The 18,981-nt window shown below is 71.1% G+C and carries 18 protein-coding genes; 8 read left to right on the forward strand and 10 right to left on the reverse strand.

Annotated elements, in window-relative coordinates:
• Positions 1 to 12: 12 nt before the first annotated feature.
• The 5 genes from sigM to AC507J_RS04335 all read left to right on the forward strand — a co-directional run bounded on the left by sigM (position 13) and on the right by AC507J_RS04335 (position 4,661).
• Positions 13 to 699 (forward strand): RNA polymerase sigma factor SigM, encoded by a 687-nt coding sequence (gene sigM / locus AC507J_RS04315; RefSeq protein WP_496287739.1) that lies wholly within the window; start codon positions 13 to 15, stop codon positions 697 to 699.
• Positions 696 to 1,805 (forward strand): RsmA family anti-sigma factor, encoded by a 1,110-nt coding sequence (locus AC507J_RS04320; RefSeq protein ID WP_496287740.1) that lies wholly within the window; start codon positions 696 to 698, stop codon positions 1,803 to 1,805. The genes sigM and AC507J_RS04320 overlap by 4 nt, the downstream gene beginning before the upstream one ends.
• 178 nt (positions 1,806 to 1,983) lie before the next feature.
• The gene (gene trxB, locus AC507J_RS04325) at positions 1,984 to 2,934 is read left to right on the forward strand and encodes a thioredoxin-disulfide reductase (RefSeq protein ID WP_496287741.1); all 951 of its coding nucleotides are present in this window, start codon (positions 1,984 to 1,986) and stop codon (positions 2,932 to 2,934) included.
• Between the two features lie 30 nt (positions 2,935 to 2,964).
• Positions 2,965 to 3,288 carry a thioredoxin gene (gene trxA / locus AC507J_RS04330; protein WP_341718236.1) on the forward strand — a complete coding sequence of 108 codons (324 nt, stop codon included), beginning with the start codon at positions 2,965 to 2,967 and terminating at the stop codon, positions 3,286 to 3,288.
• Positions 3,289 to 3,494: 206 nt separating this feature from the next.
• The gene (locus AC507J_RS04335; RefSeq protein WP_496287742.1) at positions 3,495 to 4,661 is read left to right on the forward strand and encodes an N-acetylmuramoyl-L-alanine amidase; all 1,167 of its coding nucleotides are present in this window, start codon (positions 3,495 to 3,497) and stop codon (positions 4,659 to 4,661) included.
• A 40-nt stretch (positions 4,662 to 4,701) separates the two neighbouring features.
• On the opposite strand, the gene AC507J_RS04340 is transcribed toward AC507J_RS04335, so the two are convergent.
• Positions 4,702 to 5,367, reverse strand: coding sequence for a GNAT family N-acetyltransferase (locus AC507J_RS04340; protein WP_496287743.1), 666 nt, complete (start codon positions 5,365 to 5,367; stop codon positions 4,702 to 4,704).
• 318 nt (positions 5,368 to 5,685) lie between these two features.
• On the opposite strand from AC507J_RS04340, the gene AC507J_RS04345 reads away from it, so the two are divergent.
• Together AC507J_RS04345 and AC507J_RS04350 are read left to right on the forward strand one after the other, a co-directional pair.
• Positions 5,686 to 6,999 carry an aminotransferase-like domain-containing protein gene (locus AC507J_RS04345; protein WP_496287744.1) on the forward strand — a complete coding sequence of 438 codons (1,314 nt, stop codon included), beginning with the start codon at positions 5,686 to 5,688 and terminating at the stop codon, positions 6,997 to 6,999.
• An 8-nt stretch (positions 7,000 to 7,007) separates the two neighbouring features.
• Positions 7,008 to 7,997: a D-alanine--D-alanine ligase family protein gene (locus tag AC507J_RS04350; RefSeq protein ID WP_496287745.1), complete on the forward strand. Its 990-nt coding sequence runs from the start codon at positions 7,008 to 7,010 to the stop codon at positions 7,995 to 7,997.
• 57 nt (positions 7,998 to 8,054) lie between these two features.
• Here the strand turns inward: AC507J_RS04350 and AC507J_RS04355 are convergent, their stop codons facing one another.
• The 9 genes from AC507J_RS04355 to rpmH form a co-directional block, all read right to left on the reverse strand.
• On the reverse strand, positions 8,055 to 9,092 hold the full coding sequence (locus AC507J_RS04355; protein WP_496287746.1) for a hypothetical protein: 1,038 nt from the start codon (positions 9,090 to 9,092) through the stop codon (positions 8,055 to 8,057).
• 786 nt (positions 9,093 to 9,878) lie between these two features.
• A complete protein-coding gene (locus AC507J_RS04360; protein ID WP_496287747.1) occupies positions 9,879 to 10,892 on the reverse strand; it encodes a ParB/RepB/Spo0J family partition protein in 1,014 nt (337 codons plus the stop codon).
• Between the two features lie 27 nt (positions 10,893 to 10,919).
• Entirely contained in the window at positions 10,920 to 11,897 is a 978-nt protein-coding gene (locus tag AC507J_RS04365; RefSeq protein ID WP_496287906.1) for a ParA family protein, read from the reverse strand.
• Positions 11,898 to 12,423: 526 nt separating this feature from the next.
• Positions 12,424 to 13,248, reverse strand: a complete 825-nt coding sequence (gene rsmG / locus AC507J_RS04370) for a 16S rRNA (guanine(527)-N(7))-methyltransferase RsmG (protein ID WP_496287748.1) — start codon at positions 13,246 to 13,248, stop codon at positions 12,424 to 12,426.
• 4 nt (positions 13,249 to 13,252) lie between these two features.
• Positions 13,253 to 13,837 (reverse strand): Jag family protein, encoded by a 585-nt coding sequence (locus tag AC507J_RS04375; RefSeq protein WP_496287749.1) that lies wholly within the window; start codon positions 13,835 to 13,837, stop codon positions 13,253 to 13,255.
• A gap of 217 nt (positions 13,838 to 14,054) precedes the next feature.
• On the reverse strand, positions 14,055 to 15,041 hold the full coding sequence (yidC, locus tag AC507J_RS04380) for a membrane protein insertase YidC (RefSeq protein ID WP_496287750.1): 987 nt from the start codon (positions 15,039 to 15,041) through the stop codon (positions 14,055 to 14,057).
• Positions 15,042 to 15,044: 3 nt separating this feature from the next.
• The gene (gene yidD / locus AC507J_RS04385) at positions 15,045 to 15,284 is read right to left on the reverse strand and encodes a membrane protein insertion efficiency factor YidD (RefSeq protein ID WP_496287907.1); all 240 of its coding nucleotides are present in this window, start codon (positions 15,282 to 15,284) and stop codon (positions 15,045 to 15,047) included.
• Between the two features lie 35 nt (positions 15,285 to 15,319).
• On the reverse strand, positions 15,320 to 15,730 hold the full coding sequence (gene rnpA / locus AC507J_RS04390; protein ID WP_496287751.1) for a ribonuclease P protein component: 411 nt from the start codon (positions 15,728 to 15,730) through the stop codon (positions 15,320 to 15,322).
• 34 nt (positions 15,731 to 15,764) lie between these two features.
• A complete protein-coding gene (gene rpmH / locus AC507J_RS04395) occupies positions 15,765 to 15,902 on the reverse strand; it encodes a 50S ribosomal protein L34 (RefSeq protein WP_013736606.1) in 138 nt (45 codons plus the stop codon).
• A gap of 645 nt (positions 15,903 to 16,547) precedes the next feature.
• Here rpmH and dnaA point away from each other — a divergent pair.
• Positions 16,548 to 18,395, forward strand: a complete 1,848-nt coding sequence (gene dnaA / locus AC507J_RS04400) for a chromosomal replication initiator protein DnaA (protein WP_496287752.1) — start codon at positions 16,548 to 16,550, stop codon at positions 18,393 to 18,395.
• Positions 18,396 to 18,981 lie beyond the last annotated feature (586 nt).

An 18,981-nucleotide genomic window follows, 5' to 3' on the forward strand; every position in this document is an offset into this window, starting at 1 on the left:
GACGGAGCACTGGTGGACGAGACGGTCAGCGACCTGGATCTGCTGCGCGCCCACGTCGCCGGTGACCGGGACGCCTTCGCCGAGCTGTTCCGCCGGCACCGTGACCGGCTCTGGGCGGTGGCCCTGCGTACGCTCGGTGACCGCGAAGAAGCAGCCGACGCACTCCAGGACGCGCTGCTCTCCGCGCACCGCGCCGCCGGGCGGTTCCGGGGCGACGCCGCCGTCACGACCTGGCTGCACCGGATCGTGGTGAACGCCTGCCTCGACCGGATTCGACGCCGGCAGACCCACCCCACGGTGCCGATGCCCGACGGGGTCCATGACCGGGACGACGGCACCGGCGGCGTCGAGCCGGCCGCACCGGTACGCGACCACGACACGGCCATGGTGGTCCGCGACGCCCTGGCCGCGCTCCCGATCGAACAGCGCGCCGCTCTCGTCCTGGTGGACGTGCAGGGATATCCGGTCGCCGAGGTCGCCCGGATCCTCGGCGTGGCCGAAGGGACGATCAAGAGCCGGTGCGCCCGGGGCCGGGCCCGGCTGGCGGTCGTGCTCGGGCACCTGCGGACCGGTGGCGAGGAGCTGCCCGACGACGCCTCCGACGTGCCGGCGGTCACCCGAGGGAACCCGAGAGCGCCGCAGGGCGTCCGATCGAGGTCGGGGCGCACCCGACCGGATGCCAACCAGGAGGAAGCGTGAGTACCGGGGAGTTCAGCGGGGTCGACCACGACCTGCTCGCCGACTACCTCGGCGGAGCGCTGGCGGGCACCCCGGAGGAGACCGAGGTCGCTCGCCTCGTCGCGGAGGACCCGGCCTGGGCGCACGCGCATGCGGCACTGGCGCCGGCCGTCGCCGAGGTCCGCGCCGACCTGTTCGCCTGGGGTGAGCAGACGCCGGAGCTGCCGGTGGAGGTCGCCGACCGGATCCTGGCCGCGCTGGACAACGCCGAGCTTCCCGACGGTTCCGCTGCGGACAGCCCAGCGGGGAACGCTGTCGACGACCCAGCGGCGGACGACCTCGATCTGCCCGAGCCGGCTTCCGACGAGGCGAAGCCCTCCCTCGTGCCGGCCCAGCCGCTCGGTGGCCCCCGACGTCCGGGCCGCACCTTGCGGCCGGGGCAGGAGAGCCCCGCGCCGACCCGTCCGGGCCGACGCCGACGCCGGTGGGCCCGGGCCGCCGCCCCCGTCGCGCTCGCCGCCGCAGCCGTGGTCGGGCTGGGTGCGTTGCAACTGTCCGGGCAGCAGCAGGGCGATTCGGCGGCGGACACCGCCCTGAGCGAGCAGAGCACCGCCCCGGTTCCGACGCCCGAGGACGAACCGCGAATCGCCCGGGACGAGGGGGCGGCCTCCGGAGCCGCCCAGGGAAATGCCTCGGAACCCGCCCCGGCGGAGAGCCGCAGCCCGTACCGGATCGCCGCGCCGCCGAAGCGCAGCGGCACCGACTACACCTCCGAGGAACTGGCGAAGGCGGTGCCCCTGCCGACGATCAAGCACTTCTCCGGCAGCGCGTCGCCGCAGCCGGAGGGCGGGATGGGCGCGCCGGACGACCGTACGGCCGGCCTCGGTGACCTGACGCGGCTCGGCGAGCAGAGCGCGCTCAGCGCCTGCCTGGCCGAGATCGGCACCGAGCATGGCGAAGGGCCGGTCACCTTCAACGCCGTCGATTACGCCCGGTTCCAGGGGCACCCGGCGCTGGTCGTCCGCTTCACGGACGACGCCGGCACCGAGTGGGCCTGGGTCAGCGGGCCGGAGTGCGGGATCCCCGGGTCCGGCTCGGACACCCGCTACCGTACGCGGGTAGGGTGATTTTCGCAGTCACCGGACGTTTGACCCGTCCACGTGACGTGACCCACCGGATGACCGGCTCGGGAATTCCCGCTTCGTACGATGACGTTCTGCACTACAGTTGCCGCCCCGTCGGCACTCGGATCGACATCGGCGGGGGCACGCCGGTGACGACAGTCAACACGATTGGGAGACGGCAGTGGACGAGGTCCGCAACCTGATCATCATCGGCTCCGGGCCGGCCGGTTACACCGCAGCGGTCTACGCGGCCCGCGCCAACCTCAAGCCCCTGATCATCGAGGGCGTGCAGTCCGGCGGCGCGCTGATGACCACCACCGAGGTGGAGAACTTCCCCGGTTTCGCGGACGGCATCCTCGGCCCCGAGCTCATGGACAACATGCGCAAGCAGGCCGAGCGGTTCGGCGCCGAGTTCCTGACCGACGACGTCACCCGGGTCGAGCTGGCCGACACCGGCCACCCGGGCGCGCTCAGCACCGTCTGGGTCGGCGAGACCGCGCACCGGGCCCGGGCGGTCATCCTCGCCACCGGCTCCGCCTGGCGCCCGCTCGGCGTGCCGGGCGAGCAGGAGTACCTCGGCCACGGCGTCTCCTCCTGCGCCACCTGTGACGGCTTCTTCTTCCGCAACCAGAACATCGTGGTCGTCGGCGGTGGCGACTCGGCGATGGAGGAGGCCAGCTTCCTGACCCGCTTCGCCGACTCGGTGACCATCATCCACCGCCGGGACTCGTTCCGGGCGAGCAAGATCATGGCCGAGCGGGCGCTGGGCAACGACAAGATCAGGGTTGAGTGGAACACCGTGGTCGAGGAGATCCTCGGCGCGGACGGCAAGGTCTCGGGCGTACGGGTGCGCAACCTGCACACCGGCGAGGCCAAGGTGCTCGACGTCACCGGCGTCTTCGTGGCGATCGGCCACGACCCGCGCAGCGAACTGTTCCGCGGGCAGGTGGAGCTGGACGACGAGGGCTACGTGAAGGTCGACGCGCCCAGCACCCGGACCAGTCTCCCCGGTGTCTTCGCCGCCGGTGACGTGGTCGACCACACCTATCGGCAGGCCATCACCGCGGCCGGTACGGGTTGCGCGGCGGCCCTGGACGCGGAACGCTTCGTCGCCACGCTGCCCAAGGACTGAACCAGACATATCCCGGAGGAGGGGTCAACAGTGGGAGCAACCAAGTCGGTCACCGACGCGAGTTTCGCGGCCGACGTACTCAAGTCTGACAAGCCGGTCCTGGTGGACTTCTGGGCCGAATGGTGCGGACCGTGCCGCAAGGTGTCGCCGCTGCTTGAGGAAATCGCCGGCGAGATGGGCGACCAGGTCAGCATCGTCAAGCTCAACATCGACGAGAACCCGGAGACCGCCCGCGCCTACCGGGTGATGTCGGTACCGACCCTCACCGTCTTCAAGAACGGCGAGCCGGTGCAGTCGATCGCGGGCGCCAAGCCAAAGGGTGAGCTGGTCAAGCTGATCCAGTCGGCGCTTTAGACCCCTCGGCGACCGTACGCCGTCTCGACCCCGTGCCGGGCCCACCGGTACGGGGTCGACGCGTTTTTCCGCCCCAGCGGATCGCCCAGCGCATAACCTCGAACCCGGGGGCGCCGGACGCCGGTGACCGCCAGGTCCCCGTCGCGGTGCGCCCTGTACGCCGCTGACGGGTCCGGCCAGCCACCACCGTGCAGAGGGGGTCGTGCGTGCGTCCGATCCGTCCCGGCGACCGGGGACCCGCGGTGACCGAGATACGTGCGGTGCTTACCGGTCTCGACCTCCTCTCCAAGGCGAACGACCCGCAGCACGACGAGTTCGACGCGGCCACCGAACGGGCTGTCCGGGCCTTCCAGCAGTCGCGCGGTCTCAGCGTCGACGGCCGGGTCGGCGCCGAGACCTGGCGGGCGTTGGACGCCGCACGCTGGCGCCTCGGTGCCCGAACGCTCTACCACGCGGTGCCGGTCCCGCTCACCGGCGAGGACGTCCGGTCGTTGCAGGAACGGCTGCTGGAGATGGGGTACGACGTCGGCGGCGCGGACGCCATCTACGGCGTACGCACCTCCCGGGCGGTGGCCCAGTTCCAGCGTGAGGTTGGGCTGACCCCCGATGGCACCTGCGGACCACACACCATGGGGGCGCTGCGTCGACTCGGGCGCAAGGTGGTCGGCGGGCGGCCGCAGTGGCTGCGCGAGTCCGACGCAATCCGGCAGTCCGGCCCGACGCTTGTCGGCCGGACCGTGGTCATCGACCCGGGCCACGGCGGCACCGACCCCGGCGTGGTGGTGCCCGACGGTCCGCTCTGCTGGACCGAGGCGGACCTGGTGCACGACCTGGCCAGCCGGCTGGAGGGGCGGCTCGCCGCGTCGGGCGTACGGGTGCAGCTCACCCGTGGGCCGGCGTCGGCGACCTGTCTGCCCGACATCGACCGGGCGCAGTTGGCCAACTCGCTCGGCGCGGACGTCTTCATCTCGCTGCACACCGACGGGCATGCCAACCCGGACGCCGAAGGGGTGGCGACGTACCACTACGGCACCGACAACGGGGTCACCTCCGCAACCGGGGAACGGCTGGCCGGGCTGGTGCAACGGGAGATCGTCGCGCGGACCGGGCTACGCGACTGCCGGACCCACGCCAAGGCGTGGGATCTGCTCCGGCTCACCCGCATGCCGGCGGTACGCGTCGAGGTCGGCTACCTCACCTCGCCGACGGACCGGAGCCGGCTTATCGATCCACGCTTCCGGGACAAGCTGGTGGAGGCGATCGTGGCGGCGGTACAGCGGATGTACCTGCCGATCGAGCGCGACGTGCCGACCGGCTCGATCGACGTGAGCGAGCTGCGGGCCGCCGTCGCCGCCGGCACCGTGGTCGACTGAATGCCCCGTGCCGGTCAGTCAGCCGGCGCTGGGGGGTGACTCAGCCGGAGGTGGTGCGGGTGGCCGGCGTCGGGCGGACCGGACGCAGCAGCGACTCTGGGCTCATCGAGCCGAGCAGCTTCTCCAGCGCGTACTCGACATCCGACTTCCAGCTCAACGCGGTCCGCAGCTCCAGTCGCAGGCGCGGAAACCGGGGATGCGGCCGGACCGTCTTGAAGCCGACCGAGAGGAAGAAGTCGGCGGGGGCCACACAGGTGCCCTCCGGATCGGCGGCGTCGCCGAACTTGGCGTCACCGAACGCCTCGATCGCCTTGATCCCGCGCTTGGTCAGATCCCGGGCGACGCCCTGCACCAGCATCCGGCCGAGCCCGCCACCGGCAAAGGCCGGCACCACGTTCGCGGTCATCAGCAGCGCCGCGTCGGCGGAGACCGGCGAGGTGGGGAACGCCATCGAACGCGGCACGTAGGCCGGCGGGGCGTACATCACGAAACCGGCGGCCATCCCGTCGACGTAGATCAGCTTGCCGCAGGAGCCCCACTCCAGCAGGGTCTGCGAGACCCACGCCTCCTTCTCCAGCCCCGGATCGCCAGCCGCACAGGCCCGGTCGGCGGAAACCGGATCGAGCTCCCAGTAGACACACTGCCGGCACGGCCGGGGCAGATCCTCAAGAGTGTCGAGGGTCAGGCTGACCAGACGTCGCGACATAGGTGCTTCCCCACACTAGGCTCGGCAGTGGGACCGGCCCGGACGGCATCCGCCGCAGCAGCGGCCCGTACGGGCACCGCCGCACTCCTGCCCCCGACGAGCGATCGTACGCCGCCGATCGCCAGCACGGGAGAGTACGCGCGAACGACCATTTCAGGGCCGCCTTCGCCCGGCCCGGCATGTGGACGCGCCGATAATCGAGGGTTCCCGGTCGACACGTGGCGGCTAGGATCGACATTCGGCGCGCCGTACCGCCATGGTCGCCGGTGTCCCGGGTAGCCGGGAAGGAGCCGTCCGAGCAGCCACCGAGGTGATGTGATGACCGGCACGACACTCGACGACTACACCGACCGGTATGCCCGCCGGGTGCGCGGGATGACCGCCTCGGAGATCCGGGCCCTCTTCGCGGTGGCCAGCCGACCAGAGGTGGTCTCCCTCGCCGGTGGCGCCCCGTTCATCGCCGCGCTCCCGCTGGACGCCGTCGGTGAGATGCTCGGCCGGCTCGGCGCCGAGCACGGCAGCACCACCCTCCAGTACGGCATCGGCCAGGGCACCCTCGAACTGCGCGAGCGGATCTGCGAGGTGATGTCCCTCTCCGGCATCGACGCCGCCTGCGGTGCCTCGCCGGAGGACGTGGTGGTGACCGTCGGCGGGCAGCAGGCGCTCGACCTGGTGGCCCGGCTCTTCCTCGACCCGGGTGACGTGGTGCTCGCCGAGGGGCCGACGTACGTCGGCGCACTCGGGGTGTTCCAGGCCGCCCAGGCGCAGGTGGTGCACGTACCGATGGACGATGACGGCCTGATCCCGGAGGCCCTGGAAGTGGCCATCGCGGAACAGGCCCGGGCTGGACGGCGGGTGAAGTTCCTCTACACCATCCCGACCTACCAGAACCCGGCCGGCGTGACCCTCACCGAGGAGCGGCGCGAGCGGGTACTGGACATCTGCGAGCGCGCCGGGCTGCTGGTGGTCGAGGACGACCCGTACGGTCAGCTGGGTTTCGAGGGGGAGGCGCCAGCACCGCTGCGGGCGCGCCGCCGCGAGGGCGTCTTCTACCTCAGCACCTTCTCCAAGACGTTCGCTCCCGGGTTGCGGGTGGGCTGGATCCTCGCCCCGCACGCCGTCCGGGACAAGCTGGTGATCGCCAGCGAGGCGCAGATCCTCTGCCCCAGCATGTACGCGCAGTCCGCGGTCACCGCGTACCTGAGCACCATGCCCTGGCGCGAGCAGCTCAAGGTCTACCAGGAGGTCTACCGCGAGCGGCGGGACGCGATGCTCGACGCGCTGGCCGACCTGATGCCGGCCGGGACCCGGTGGACCAAGCCGAGCGGCGGCCTCTTCGTCTGGGCCACCCTGCCCGAGGGGTTGGACTCGAAGGCGATGATGCCGCGGGCCATCGCCGCCCGGGTGGCGTACGTTCCCGGCACCGGCTTCTACGCGGACGGCACCGGCACCAGTCACATGCGGCTCAACTTCTCCTTCCCCGCCCCGGAGCGGATCCGGGAGGGGGTTCGCCGGTTGGCCGGCGTGATGGAACAGGACATCGCCATGCGCCGGGTGTTCGGTGCGGTCGGTGGGGCGGCTGCCCGCCGGGGCCAGGCCGGCTCGGACACCCCAGGACCTGACTTGGCATGATGCCCGGCATGGGTGCCAACGCTGCCGAAGAAACCCCCGTGTCCGGAGCCCCCGCCAGCGAACTGCGCGTGCTCGTGCTCGCCGGTGGCCTTTCCTACGAGCGCGACGTGTCGCTGCGCTCCGGCCGCCGGGTGCTCGACGCGCTGCGGGCGGTCGGAATGGAGGCCGAGCTACGCGACGCCGACGTGGCGCTGCTGCCGGCGTTGGACGCCGATCCGCCCGACGCCGTGGTGATCGCGCTGCACGGCGCCACCGGTGAGGACGGTTCGCTGCGCGGAGTGCTCGACCTCTGCGGCGTCCCGTACGTCGGCTGCGACGCCCGCGCCTCCCGACTCGCCTGGGACAAGCCGTCGGCCAAGGCGGTGCTCCGGGAGGCCGGCATCGCCACCCCCGACTGGGTCGCGCTACCGCACGACCGGTTCAGCGAGCTGGGCGCGGTGGCCGTGCTGGACCGCATCGTCGACCGGCTCGGCCTGCCGCTGATGGTCAAGCCGGCGCAGGGCGGCTCCGGGCTCGGCGCCGCCGTGGTCCGGGACACGGCGTCACTACCGGCCGCCATGGTCGGCTGTTTCGCGTACGACTCGACCGCGCTCGTGGAGCGCTACGTGCAGGGCATGGACGTGGCGGTCTCCGTCGTCGACCTGGGCGACGGTCCGCGGGCCCTGCCGCCGGTCGAGATCGTGCCCCGCAACGGCGTCTACGACTACGCCGCCCGTTACACCGCCGGCCGGACCACCTGGCACACCCCGGCCCGGCTGGAACCGGCGGTCGCCGACTCGGTGGCCGAGGTCGCGCTGACTGCGCACACCGCCCTCGGTCTACGGGACCTCAGCCGGGTCGACCTGATCGTCGATTCGACCGGCCAGCCACACGTACTGGAGGTCAACGTCTCTCCGGGGATGACCGAGACGTCCCTGCTGCCACTCTCGGTGCAGGCCGCCGGAATGGACTTCGGCCAGATGATCGCCGCCCTGGTCGCCCGCGCCGCCGCCCGCTGATTTTGTCAAGGGGCCCCTGCGCGACGCCTGGCGTCGCGCAGGGGCCCCTCCTAATTCTCAGGCCCCGCCCGGGTGGTGCGGCGAGTCCGGCGCACGACGGGCAGTTGGCGGCGTCGCCCGCTCCCCGTCCGCGACCGCCGTGTCGGTCTCGGCGGCGGCGCTGGCCTGCTGACCCGCCCCGGGGAGGGCAGCCTCCGGCGCTGCCGCACCGTGATGCCTTTCCGGCGGTACGCCGGTCGCCTCGGCGGGCGACGCGGCCTCGGTCGAGGCTGACCGCATCTCGCCCTCCCGAGGCCCGGTCTCAAGAGCCTCGGTCGCCGGAGCCTCAACCTCCGGAGCCTCGGTCTCCGGAGCCTCGGGCGAGGTGTACCCGGTCGACGCCAGCTGCACGCCCAGGCCCGCCGCATCCGCGTCCGGCGGCTCGGCCGTCTCGCCGATGGCGTCGAGGAGTGATCCGCCGGTCAGCGGCGCCTTCGCCACGACCGGCGCGGCCTGTGCGGTGAGGCTGGACGGGGCCTGCCACTGGATCCGGGGCGGCTCAGCCAGCGGCCGGCCGCCGAACTCAGCGAGCCAGGCGGCCACGAGAGCGAGATTCTCCCGCCACTTGTCCTCGGAGATGGGCGGCAGGATCGAGTCCCAGAGGGAGAGGAAGGTCCCCCGGAGTTGGAGCCGCCCGTACGGTCGGGCGAGGAACCACATGTGCAGATGAGCCGAGCCATCGCCCCAGCGGTTGACGTGCACCCGGGCCACCCCGTCCAACGACCGGATGGCCCGTTCGAGTCGTACGGTCATCACGCCCAGCTCCGCAGCGAGGAGGTTGGGCAGGTCGCCGAGGTCGAGGTGCGACCGTGACTCCAGGATGAGGACCATCGGCAGGCCGGTGGGACGGTCCATCGCGCGTACGCGCCACCGCTCGCCGACCCAGATGTACGCCTCATCGGGTGCCTGACACGCGGTGCATTCCCGGTCGGCCTCGCCCTTGCGGGGCGGTTCGACCGGCACCGGTTCGTCGAGTGCTTTGATCCGCAGCTCGCCCTCGAAGGGGAAGGACGGCCACTGGGTGAAGTCCGGGACTGAGGGAGGGGTGTCGCGCACGAGGCTGACCCTAACCGAGTCCGGCACCGCTGTCCCTACCTGAACAGCCTTCGGTTCGGTCCGGACCGCAGCACGCGGTACCGCCGATCCGTTGGCTGTCCCCAGAGATATCCACAGGCACGACAGGCACCGCATAACAGCCGCCATCCCGCCACTACGAGGGTTTTCGCGTCTCGTTTCACGTGAAACGAGAGCAGCCTGTGGATAACCGGTGTGGATAACGCGTCATGGGTTTTGGGTGCCCGGCATGGATCCCGGGAGCATGCTCAGCCACGCCCCGTTTCACGTGAAACGGGGCACCCCCAGAACTCACTCACCCGCTTGCCCGAGGCCGCCGTCGGGTGCCGCCGTCGGGTGCCGCCGTCGGGTGCCGCCGTCGGAGGCCGCCGTCGGGTGCCGCCATCTGAGGCGTCGCTGGAGAGCGGAGCGGGACGGCTTGCCCCTTGCCCGCCCGGCCCGCTGCCGTCCGATCACCATCGCCGCCGCGAACGATCCCGCCAGCCCCCTGAGTGGGCGCCAGAGCGCGCCACGGCACTCGAGCCCGGGGCAAGGTCGGGTAGCCACCCGGGCGCGCTTACAGTCGCCGTGAGCCGCCCCTGCCGCTTGTCCCGAATCCCGGCAGGCGAAGAGCGTTGCAGGAGCCGGGTCGCGGACACGTCCGGAGAGAGGGCGGCGAGCGCGTCCTGCGCCCCGGGCCGAAACTGCCGCTGGCTCTGTTTCACGTGAAACAGAGCCAGCGGCATCGCGTACGCGGAGTGGCCTCGATCAGGCCGGTGGGGCCCTTCCCTACATCTCGGCTTCGGCTCGTTCGACGCCGATGATGCCGACGATGCGCTCCAGGTCGTCGACCGTGGCGAACTCGATGGTGATCTTGCCTTTGCTCCGCCCGATGTCGACCTTCACCCGGGTGTCGAAGCGGTCGGAGAGCCGGTCGGCGAGGTCGTTCAGCGCGGGCGCGTGCGGCTTCGGCCGGCGCTTGGCCGAATCCTTCTTGCTCGGCCCCTCGGTCAGGGCCAGCGCGACGATCTCCTCCGTCGCCCGGACCGACAGCCCCTCGGCAACGATCCGCAGCGCGAGCTGCTCCTGGGTCTCCGCATCCTCGAGGCTCAGCAGCGCCCTGGCGTGTCCGGCGGAAAGTACGCCGGCGGCCACCCTGCGCTGCACCTGGGCCGGCAGGTTCAACAGCCTGATGGTGTTCGAGATCTGCGGCCGACTACGCCCGATCCGGCGAGCCAGTTCCTCGTGGGTGGCACCGAACTCCTCAAGCAGCTGCTGATAGGCGGCGGCCTCTTCCAACGGGTTCAGGTTCGCCCGGTGGATGTTCTCCAGGAGAGCGTCCCGCAGCATCGCGTCGTCGCGGGTGTCGCGGACGATCGCCGGGATGCTCTCCCGGCCGACCGCCTGCGCCGCCCGCCACCGGCGCTCGCCCATGACGAGTTCGAACTTCTCGTCGTCGAGCTGTCGCACCACGATCGGCTGGAGGAAGCCGACCTCCTGGATGGAGGTCTTCAGCTCCTCCAGGGCCTCCTCGTCGAAGACCTGCCGGGGCTGCTTCGGATTGGGCACGATCGAGTCGACCGAGATCTCGGCGAAGCGCGCACCGGGCACCGGGCTGAGGATCGGATCATCGGGCGTGGCCGGCGGCGCTGTCGGCGGCGCCACGGCCGGTGGGCTCTCCTCCGCCGTGCCGTTCACCACCGTCGGTGCGGTGCCCGCACCGGTGCCGGCATCCGGTGCCGGCCCGGTCGGGATGAGCGCCCCAAGGCCCCGTCCCAGACCACCCCGAGGACGGTTCTTCATGCCACGCCTCCAAGCGCCTCGTTCGCACTACGCATTCCGGCTCACCGGCTCCTTGACCCCTCGCTCGGCAATCTCCTGGGCGGCCTCGAAGTAACTCGTCGCCCCCCGCGAACCGGGATCGTAGGTCATCACCGATTGGCCGTAGCTGGGTGCTTCCGAGACCCGCACGTTACGCGGAATCACCGCCTGGAGCACTTTGTCGCCGAAGTGGTTCCGGACGTCCTGCTCCACCGCGTCGGCGAGTCGGGTACGCCGGTCGTACATGGTGAGCAGGATCGTGGAGACCGCGAGCTTCGGATTGAGGTGCTGGCGGACCAGGTTGATGTTGTTGATGAGCTGGTTCAGCCCTTCGAGCGCGTAGTACTCGCACTGAATGGGGATCAGCACCTCCTGGGCGGCCACCAGCGCGTTCACCGTCAACAGCCCGAGCGACGGCGGACAGTCGATGAAGACGTAGTCGAAGTGCCCGGGGTAGGCCGTGATCGCCCGGTCCAGCCGGGACTCACGGGCAACCACCGACACCAACTCGATCTCGGCACCGGCCAGGTCGATGGTGGCCGGTACGCACCAGAGGTTGGGGATGCCCTCCACCGCCTGGGTCACGTCTTCCAGCGGGACGCTGTTGATCAGGCAGTCGTAGACGTCCGGTACACCCGTGTGGTGCGGGACGTTCAGCCCGGTGGAGGCGTTGCCCTGCGGATCGAGGTCCACCACCAGTACCCGGTTGCCGTGCAGGGCGAGCGCCACCGCCAGGTTCACCGTGGTCGTGGTCTTGCCCACGCCGCCCTTCTGGTTCGCGACGCACATGACCCGGGTCCGCTCCGGCCGAGGCATGTTCACCTCGCCACTGGGGTTCAGGATCTGCACGGCGCGCATCGCCTCCATAGCCAACGGTGGATCATCCTCTTCGCGCGTCGGGGTTTCATGTGAAACGTACGCGGCGTCAGCGACGGGCGAGCCGTAGGACTCTGCCGGGTCGGACGCCGGACGGGGATCCGGAACCATGCCGGGTGCCTGCTGCTGAGGCGGTGCCGCCTCGAACCGGGCCGATGCCGAGGTGTTCCGCCGGATCGGGATCACCCGCGCCTCGGGAGTCGCGTTGGCGGGTCGGCCGGCGAGGTCCGCCGCGTCTCGCGCCGGGGACCACGGGGCCCCCGAGGTGGGTGCCGCCCGGCCGGACTCCGGCGAGTCCTGCGGCGCCCCGGCGGACCGCCAATCCGGGTATTCGGTTTCACGTGAAACAGGGTCGTCCGCTGACCCGGTCATCCGTTTATCGTCGTACCTGCCGTCGTCATGCACCTGTCATCCCTGCCCGCTTCGGATGGTCGGTCCGCACCCCGTCAACCGGGCCACTCGCGCGCTCTCCGCAGAGGTACCGCCCGGCGGAAGCGGCCGGGCCCCGGAGGACATCGCCGCCCGCTCCACACTATCGACGCGCGGTCAGCCTACGGCGGATGGGCGCGGCCGGTCCACGTTGGGTTCGCAACCCGCCGGCTGCAACTGGGTGACGGCGTCCGGATTGACCGTCAGGTCACCGTCGACGGGATCGGCCGGCCCGCGCCTTCCGGGACATCGCCTTGGACGCCGGGCCGACCACCCGCTCCCGCACGATCTCCACCACGGTGGTCGGCGGATCCACGACGCCCACACCGCACCGGTGCAGGACGGGGGCGCCGCCGCCGAGGCGGTGCACCGCCTCGGCGTGTTCGACCGCCTCCTCCGCCGCCGAGGCACCCTTCAGGGCGAGTAGCCGTCCACCCGGCACGGCCAGGGGCAGGCACCAGGCGGCGAGCCGGTCCAGGGGCGCCACCGCGCGGGCCGTGACCACGTCGCCGTGCACCGGCTCGATCCCGGTCGCCGCCTCCTCGGCCCGGGCCCGGAGAACCCGGACCGACTCGGACAACTCCAGCTCGTCCACCACCTCCTCAAGGAAGGCGGTACGCCGGGCCAGCGGCTCGACCAACGTCACCCTGAGATCGGGCCGGGCGATGGCGAGTACCAGACCGGGCAACCCCGCGCCCGAGCCCACGTCGAGCACGGTCACACCGGCCGGGATGAGTTCGGCGACCGTGGCGCAGTTCAGCAGATGGCGGTCCCAGATCCGGGGCGCCTCGCGCGGGCCGATCAGGCCACGCAGCACACCGTCGGTGGCCAGCAGTTCGGCGTACGCGGCCGCGAGGTCGAGCCGGTCGCCGAAGAGTCGCCGGGCCGCCTCGGCCAACTCGGGCGGCAACACCGCCACGCCCGGGTCCGGTGACCGCTCGGTGTGGTGCGGCTCGGTCCGGGCAGCCGGCGGCCCGGGCGGCGTACCACCCGGGCCGGACGGGCTACCAGCGCTGATGTCGTCCTGAGCCACCCGTTCAGTCCGCCGGGCGGACAATGATGCGCCGGTTGGGCTCGACACCCTCGGACTCGCTCTCCACACCGTCGATCGCGTTGACCACGTCGTGCACGCACTTGCGCTCGAACGCCGACATCGGTTCCAGCCGCACCGGCTCGCCGTGCTCCTTCACCTTCTCGACGGCATTGCGTGCCACGGCCGCGAGCTCCTTGCGACGGTTGGCCCGGTAGCCGCCGATGTCGAGCAGCAGCCGGCTCGGCGAACCGGTCTGCCGGAAGACGGCGAGCCGGGCCAGCTCCTGGAGCGACTCCAGGGTCGCACCCCGCTGGCCGACCAGGTTCTGCAGGCGACCACCGACCACCTCGACCACCGGCCGGCCGCCGGACACCAGTTCGTCGATGTCGCCGTCGTAGTCGAGGATGTCGAGCAGTCCTTCGATGTAGTCGGCGGCGATCTCGCTCTGCCGGAACAGATCGCCCTCGCCGGTGGCCTTGCTCGGCGCCGGCTCCGCGTCGGTCTCCTCCAGCTCGCCGTCGACCTGAGCCGTAACGGTCGGCTCGTCGTCCAGAGGCTGGTCGGCGCGGGGGATGCTGGTGTCGGTCACGGTGTCATCTCCGTACTCACTCGGCCGGACCTGACGGTCCGCTGGTTTCCCGCGGCCGGCTGGACGTCGCCGGTGCCCACGGGCACGTCGTCTGTAGGGGCAGTCTCGCCCGTCCGCTGCGGCACGCGCGGCGGTTCGCGCCTGCGGCACCGGCCTTTCTGCGGCACCGCCGTCGCGCAACGGGCCGCCGCCGGAAGCCGGCGGCGGCCCGGAAGATTCAGCCCTTCCGCTTGGCTGGGCGGCCCTTCTTCGGGTTGACCGGCTTGGCACCCGGCTTCGGCCCGGCGACCTTCGGCGCGGCCGGCTGCGGCGGCGTCGGGGCGGGCTTGCTCCGGCCAAGCAGGCCGCGGGTCTTCGCCGGCTGCGCCCCATTGCGCCCGGAGGTGCCCGGCTTGCTGGTCGCCGTCACGGGCGGCGGGAACTTACGCAGCACCCACTGCTGCTGGCCGAGCGTGAAGAGGTTGTTGGTGACCCAGTAGATGATCACACCGATCGGGAAGATGGCACCGGAGACCAGCAGCGACAGCGGGATGCCGTAGAGCATCAGCCGCTGGATCATGCGCTGCTGCGGGTCCTCCGCCCAGCCGGTCTTGAGGATCATCTGGCGGCTGGTGAGGTAGGTGGTGCCCATCATCACCAGCACCAGCACACCGGCCATGATCTTGACGGTGGTGCCGTTCGCGCCGAGCCGGGCCAGTTCCTCGGCGGTGGAGCCGAACTTGCCGGCGATCGGTGCGGTGAACAGCGTGGCGACCGAGGCGCTGTCGAACTGGTCAACCGTCCAGCCGTACAGCGTCTTGGCTCCCTCGCCGCGATCCGGGCTCAGCCGCCGGAGCACGTGGAAGAGGCCGAGGAAGACGGGGATCTGGAGGAACATCGGAAGGCAGCCCATGAGCGGGTTGGCCTTTTCCTTCCGATAGAGCTCCATCATCTCCTTCTGGAGCGTCTCCCGGTCACCCTTGTGCTTCTCCTGGAGCGCCTTCACCTGGGGCTGGAGCGCCTGCATCGCCCGCTGCGACTTGATCTGCTTGACGAAGACCGGGAACAGGATCACCCGGACGGTGACCACCAGGAAGAAGATGGCCAGGATCCAGGACCAGTTGGTGCCGAGGACCGCGGAATCCGGAACCCCGATGGCGTCCCAGACCGAATGCCAGGCCAGCAGGATCCACGAAATCGCGTAGTAGATCCAGTCGAGACTCAATTCTCAGGCTCCAGTCACGTCGGCAGCTCGGCGGCCGCCCGGCTCCGGCACCGGGTCGTATCCACCAGGATGGAATGGGTGGCAGCGCGACAGCCGCCGGACCGTCAGCGCGGCTCCCCGGAGCGCGCCGTGCCGCGCCACCGACTCGAGGGCGTAAGCGCTACACGACGGGTAGAACCGACAGCGGGCCGGCAGAGCCGGACTTATCCACCGACGGTACGCGATGATGGGCAGGGCCAGCACCTGGGCACCGACGCCGGCCGGCCGCGGCTCGGCGCTCACCGCCGCCGTCCTCGACCGGTCCGGGCGGCACTGAGCGCGGCGTCCAGATCGGCACCGAGCCGCTGGTACGTGGCCTCGGCCGCCGGCGGCAGGGCGCGTACGACGAGGGTGCTGCCGGCCGGCAGGGCAGCGAGCCGGTCCCGGACCAGGTGCCGCAACCGGCGGCGGACCTTGTTCCGCACCACCGCAGGCCCGACGGCCTTGGAAACCACGAAGCCGGCGCGGGGCATCGGCGCGGAGTCCGCCTCCGTGCCACCCCGCGCCGGCTTCGGCGCTGTCTCGGTGGAGCCGGCTGTGCTCGGCAGGGTCAGGTGAACGACAAGCGTGCCCCGGCCGGCCCGACGGCCACCGCGAACCGCTGCGGCGAAGTCGCTACTGCGCCGCAGTCGCTGCGCGGCTGCCAGCACGACGCCACGTCCCCCGGAGCAGGCCCGGTCGGCCTCAGGCCGACAGGCGGGCGCGGCCCTTGGCGCGACGGGTCGAGATGATGGCGCGGCCGGCCCGGGTGCGCATGCGCAGCCGGAAGCCGTGGGTCTTCGCGCGCCGGCGGTTGTTCGGCTGGTAGGTGCGCTTGCTCACGTCAGGCTCTCCGTTGTCGGACGCCCCGGGCGGATGATCGCTCGGGTCGTGGTGGTCCAGGCCGCCGCTGTGGTGGCCCCGATCGGTGCTGCCCGGGCGGTGCGACGCCTCTCCGAACTCCGCGACAACTCGACGAGCGGGAGATGACGACTGTGGGCAGCAAGCACCCATCACCCTAGCAGAGGGCGTGAGAGCAGCCTCTCCAGCCTAGGTCGGGGTGCAATCACCGTCAAACCACCCCGCTACCTCAGTCACCTGCGGCGAAACGCGACGCAGCGGCGGTTTTCCCGGATGCCGACAAGGGTCGGGTGCGTCGACGGTTGATGCCGCGGCGACAACGCTGTTACCGTGCCCGATTGCGGTCAGCGTCTCCAGGTCCGGGGATGTCGCCGGCAGGCAAGACCGGACACGGTGGTGAATCGTTCGGCACGGTGAACCCGCTTCAGCGCCCGACCACGGCAGGGGGGCAGGTCCGACCCGCGCCCGGCGGGCGGCCACAATCGGTCGGTACACAGGCTGTGGATAACTTGTGGAGAACGACCGGTGGGCCGTCCGGGTGACTGAGGTGGCGCCCGCCCGGTACGAGGCATCCGGACGCCCGGAGAAGGCGGCGTCCGGGAGCAGAGGCGAGGGGGTGGCACGACGGTGGCCGGTACGACCGACCTTGCCGCGGTGTGGACGGCGACCACGGAAGAACTCGCCGACGAGATCATCTCCGCGCAGCAGCGAGCGTACCTGCGGCTGACCCGGCTCCGGGCCATCGTCGAGGACACCGTCCTGCTGTCGGTGCCGGACGCCTTCACCCGGGACGTGATCGAATCGCGGTTACGGCCGGCCATCACCGAGGCGCTCACCCGGCGGCTCGGCCGACCGATCCAGGTCGCGGTGACCGTCCGCGTACCGGACGACGGGCGGGCCGTGGGCACCGTCTACCGCAGCGCGCCCGAGGCGGACCTCGGCGACCACGCCGGTGACCCGGGTGGCTTCGCACCGGCACCGGAGGGCCCGGCCGACGGCCGGCAGCAGCTCCCGCTCATCCCCGAGCAACCGAACTCGGGTCGCTACGACCGGCACGCCCCCGACGGCCGGTTCGACCGGCACGTCCCCGACGCACCACCGGTCGAGAGCGCATCCCGGACCGGCCCGCGCGTAACCGACGGCCAGGAGCCGCTCTTCGGCACCGCTTTCGTCGAGTCGCCCGACCCTCCGGGCGAGGGCGTCCGCCAGCCCGCCGACCGACTCGGCTTCACCGACCGCAGCACCGGCCGCCACGACCCGCCGGAGACCGCGCCACATGGCTTCGCGGCCCGGTACGGCGAGGAACCACCCGGTGTCTCTCCCCGGGACCAACACGTCATCCGGCCGCTGCCGACCCACGGCGGCACCGACAGCGGACCCGGCCGCAGTGGCGCGGATCACCGACCGCGGGACGACCGGCGGCTGCCCACGGGCGCGGACAGCGGCGGCAACCGGCTCAACCCGAAGTACATGTTCGAGACATTCGTCATCGGCTCGTCAAACCGGTTCGCGCACGCGGCCTCGGTGGCGGTGGCCGAGTCGCCGGCGAAGGCGTACAACCCGCTGTTCATCTACGGCAGCTCCGGGCTGGGCAAGACACACCTGTTGCATGCCATCGGCCACTACGCCACCACCCTGGGCAACGCCCGCTCGGTCCGGTACGTCTCGACCGAGGAGTTCACAAACGACTTCATCAACTCGCTGCGCGACGACAAGACCAGCGCCTTCCAGCGCCGCTACCGCGACGTCGACATCCTGCTGATCGACGACATCCAGTTCCTGGAGAACCGCGAGCGGACCCAGGAGGAGTTCTTCCACACCTTCAACACGCTGCACAACGCCAACAAGCAGATCGTGATCACCTCCGACCGCTCGCCGAAGCAACTGGCCACGCTGGAGGACCGGCTCCGGACCCGGTTCGAGTGGGGCCTGCTCGCCGACATCCAGCCGCCGGACCTGGAGACCCGGATCGCGATCCTCCAGAAGAAGGCCGCCCAGGAACGGCTCTTCGCCCCGCCGGACGTGCTGGAGTTCATCGCCTCCCGGGTGTCGAACTCGATCCGGGAACTGGAGGGGGCGCTGATCCGGGTCACCGCCTTCGCCAGCCTGACCCGGTCGAACGTGGAGCTGTCGCTGGCCGAGGAGGTGCTGCGGGACTTCATCCCGGACGGCGCCGGCCCGGAGATCACCGCCGACCAGATCATGGTCGCCACCGCCGACTACTTCGGGGTGAGCCTGGAGGACCTGCGCGGGCACTCGCGCTCCCGGGTGCTGGTCAACGCCCGCCAGGTGGCCATGTACCTGTGCCGGGAGCTGACCGACCTGTCGCTGCCCCGGATCGGCCAGGCGTTCGGCGGCCGGGACCACACCACGGTGATGCACGCCGACCGCAAGATCCGCCAGCAGATGGCCGAGCGCCGGTCGCTCTACAACCAGATCGCCGAGCTGACCAACCGGATCAAGCAGAACACCTGAGCGACGGCTCCCGGTCGCGGCGTCGGACACGCCGAGCCGAATTCGTCGACCCGTACGCCTGAGTTGTCGACCCGTACGTCTTCCGAGACAGCCCGACCGGTGAGCCGGCCGGGCTTTTTCGTGCCCGGCGGTTGACTCTCGACGAGGTGTAGGCCACACCATCGAAGGCGTGTCCATCGCGACTGACGATCGTTGTCCACAGCTCGTTATCCACCGTCAGTGGATAACGACACAGCGCCAACACCGAGTTATCCACAGGCTGTGGAGAAAGCCTGTGGATAGCCTTGTGGATGCCTGGGGACGGCTGGGGACAACCGCTCGCGTTATCCACCGATCGCCGTCCACCTGTGGGCGGCCTGTTGAAGGTTCTGTGGATTACGGTCCCTCGGGGCCGTCCGTCGATCCACAGGGCTGGGGAGAAAGTAGGTGGATAACCGGTGGATAACCGGTGGACGGCGGTGGACAACCTGGGGGCCGAGGGCCGCCTGTGGACCACGAGCCCGGTTATACCCCTGGTTCTCCACAGCAAACCCACCGGTGGATAACCGGTCTGACCTGCGCCGATGCGAGTTCTCCACAGTTTCCA

It is taken from the genome of Micromonospora sp. PRAS1, from assembly GCF_059553435.1.

Coding starts and splice junctions, on each gene's coding strand:
- AC507J_RS04340 (WP_496287743.1), bottom strand. CDS start 5,367: ATGTCGCGACGTCTGGTCAGCCTGACCCTCGACACTCTTGAGGATCTG.
- AC507J_RS04345 (WP_496287744.1), top strand. CDS start 5,686: ATGACCGGCACGACACTCGACGACTACACCGACCGGTATGCCCGCCGG.
- AC507J_RS04350 (WP_496287745.1), top strand. CDS start 7,008: ATGGGTGCCAACGCTGCCGAAGAAACCCCCGTGTCCGGAGCCCCCGCC.
- AC507J_RS04360 (WP_496287747.1), bottom strand. CDS start 10,892: ATGAAGAACCGTCCTCGGGGTGGTCTGGGACGGGGCCTTGGGGCGCTC.
- AC507J_RS04365 (WP_496287906.1), bottom strand. CDS start 11,897: ATGGTTCCGGATCCCCGTCCGGCGTCCGACCCGGCAGAGTCCTACGGC.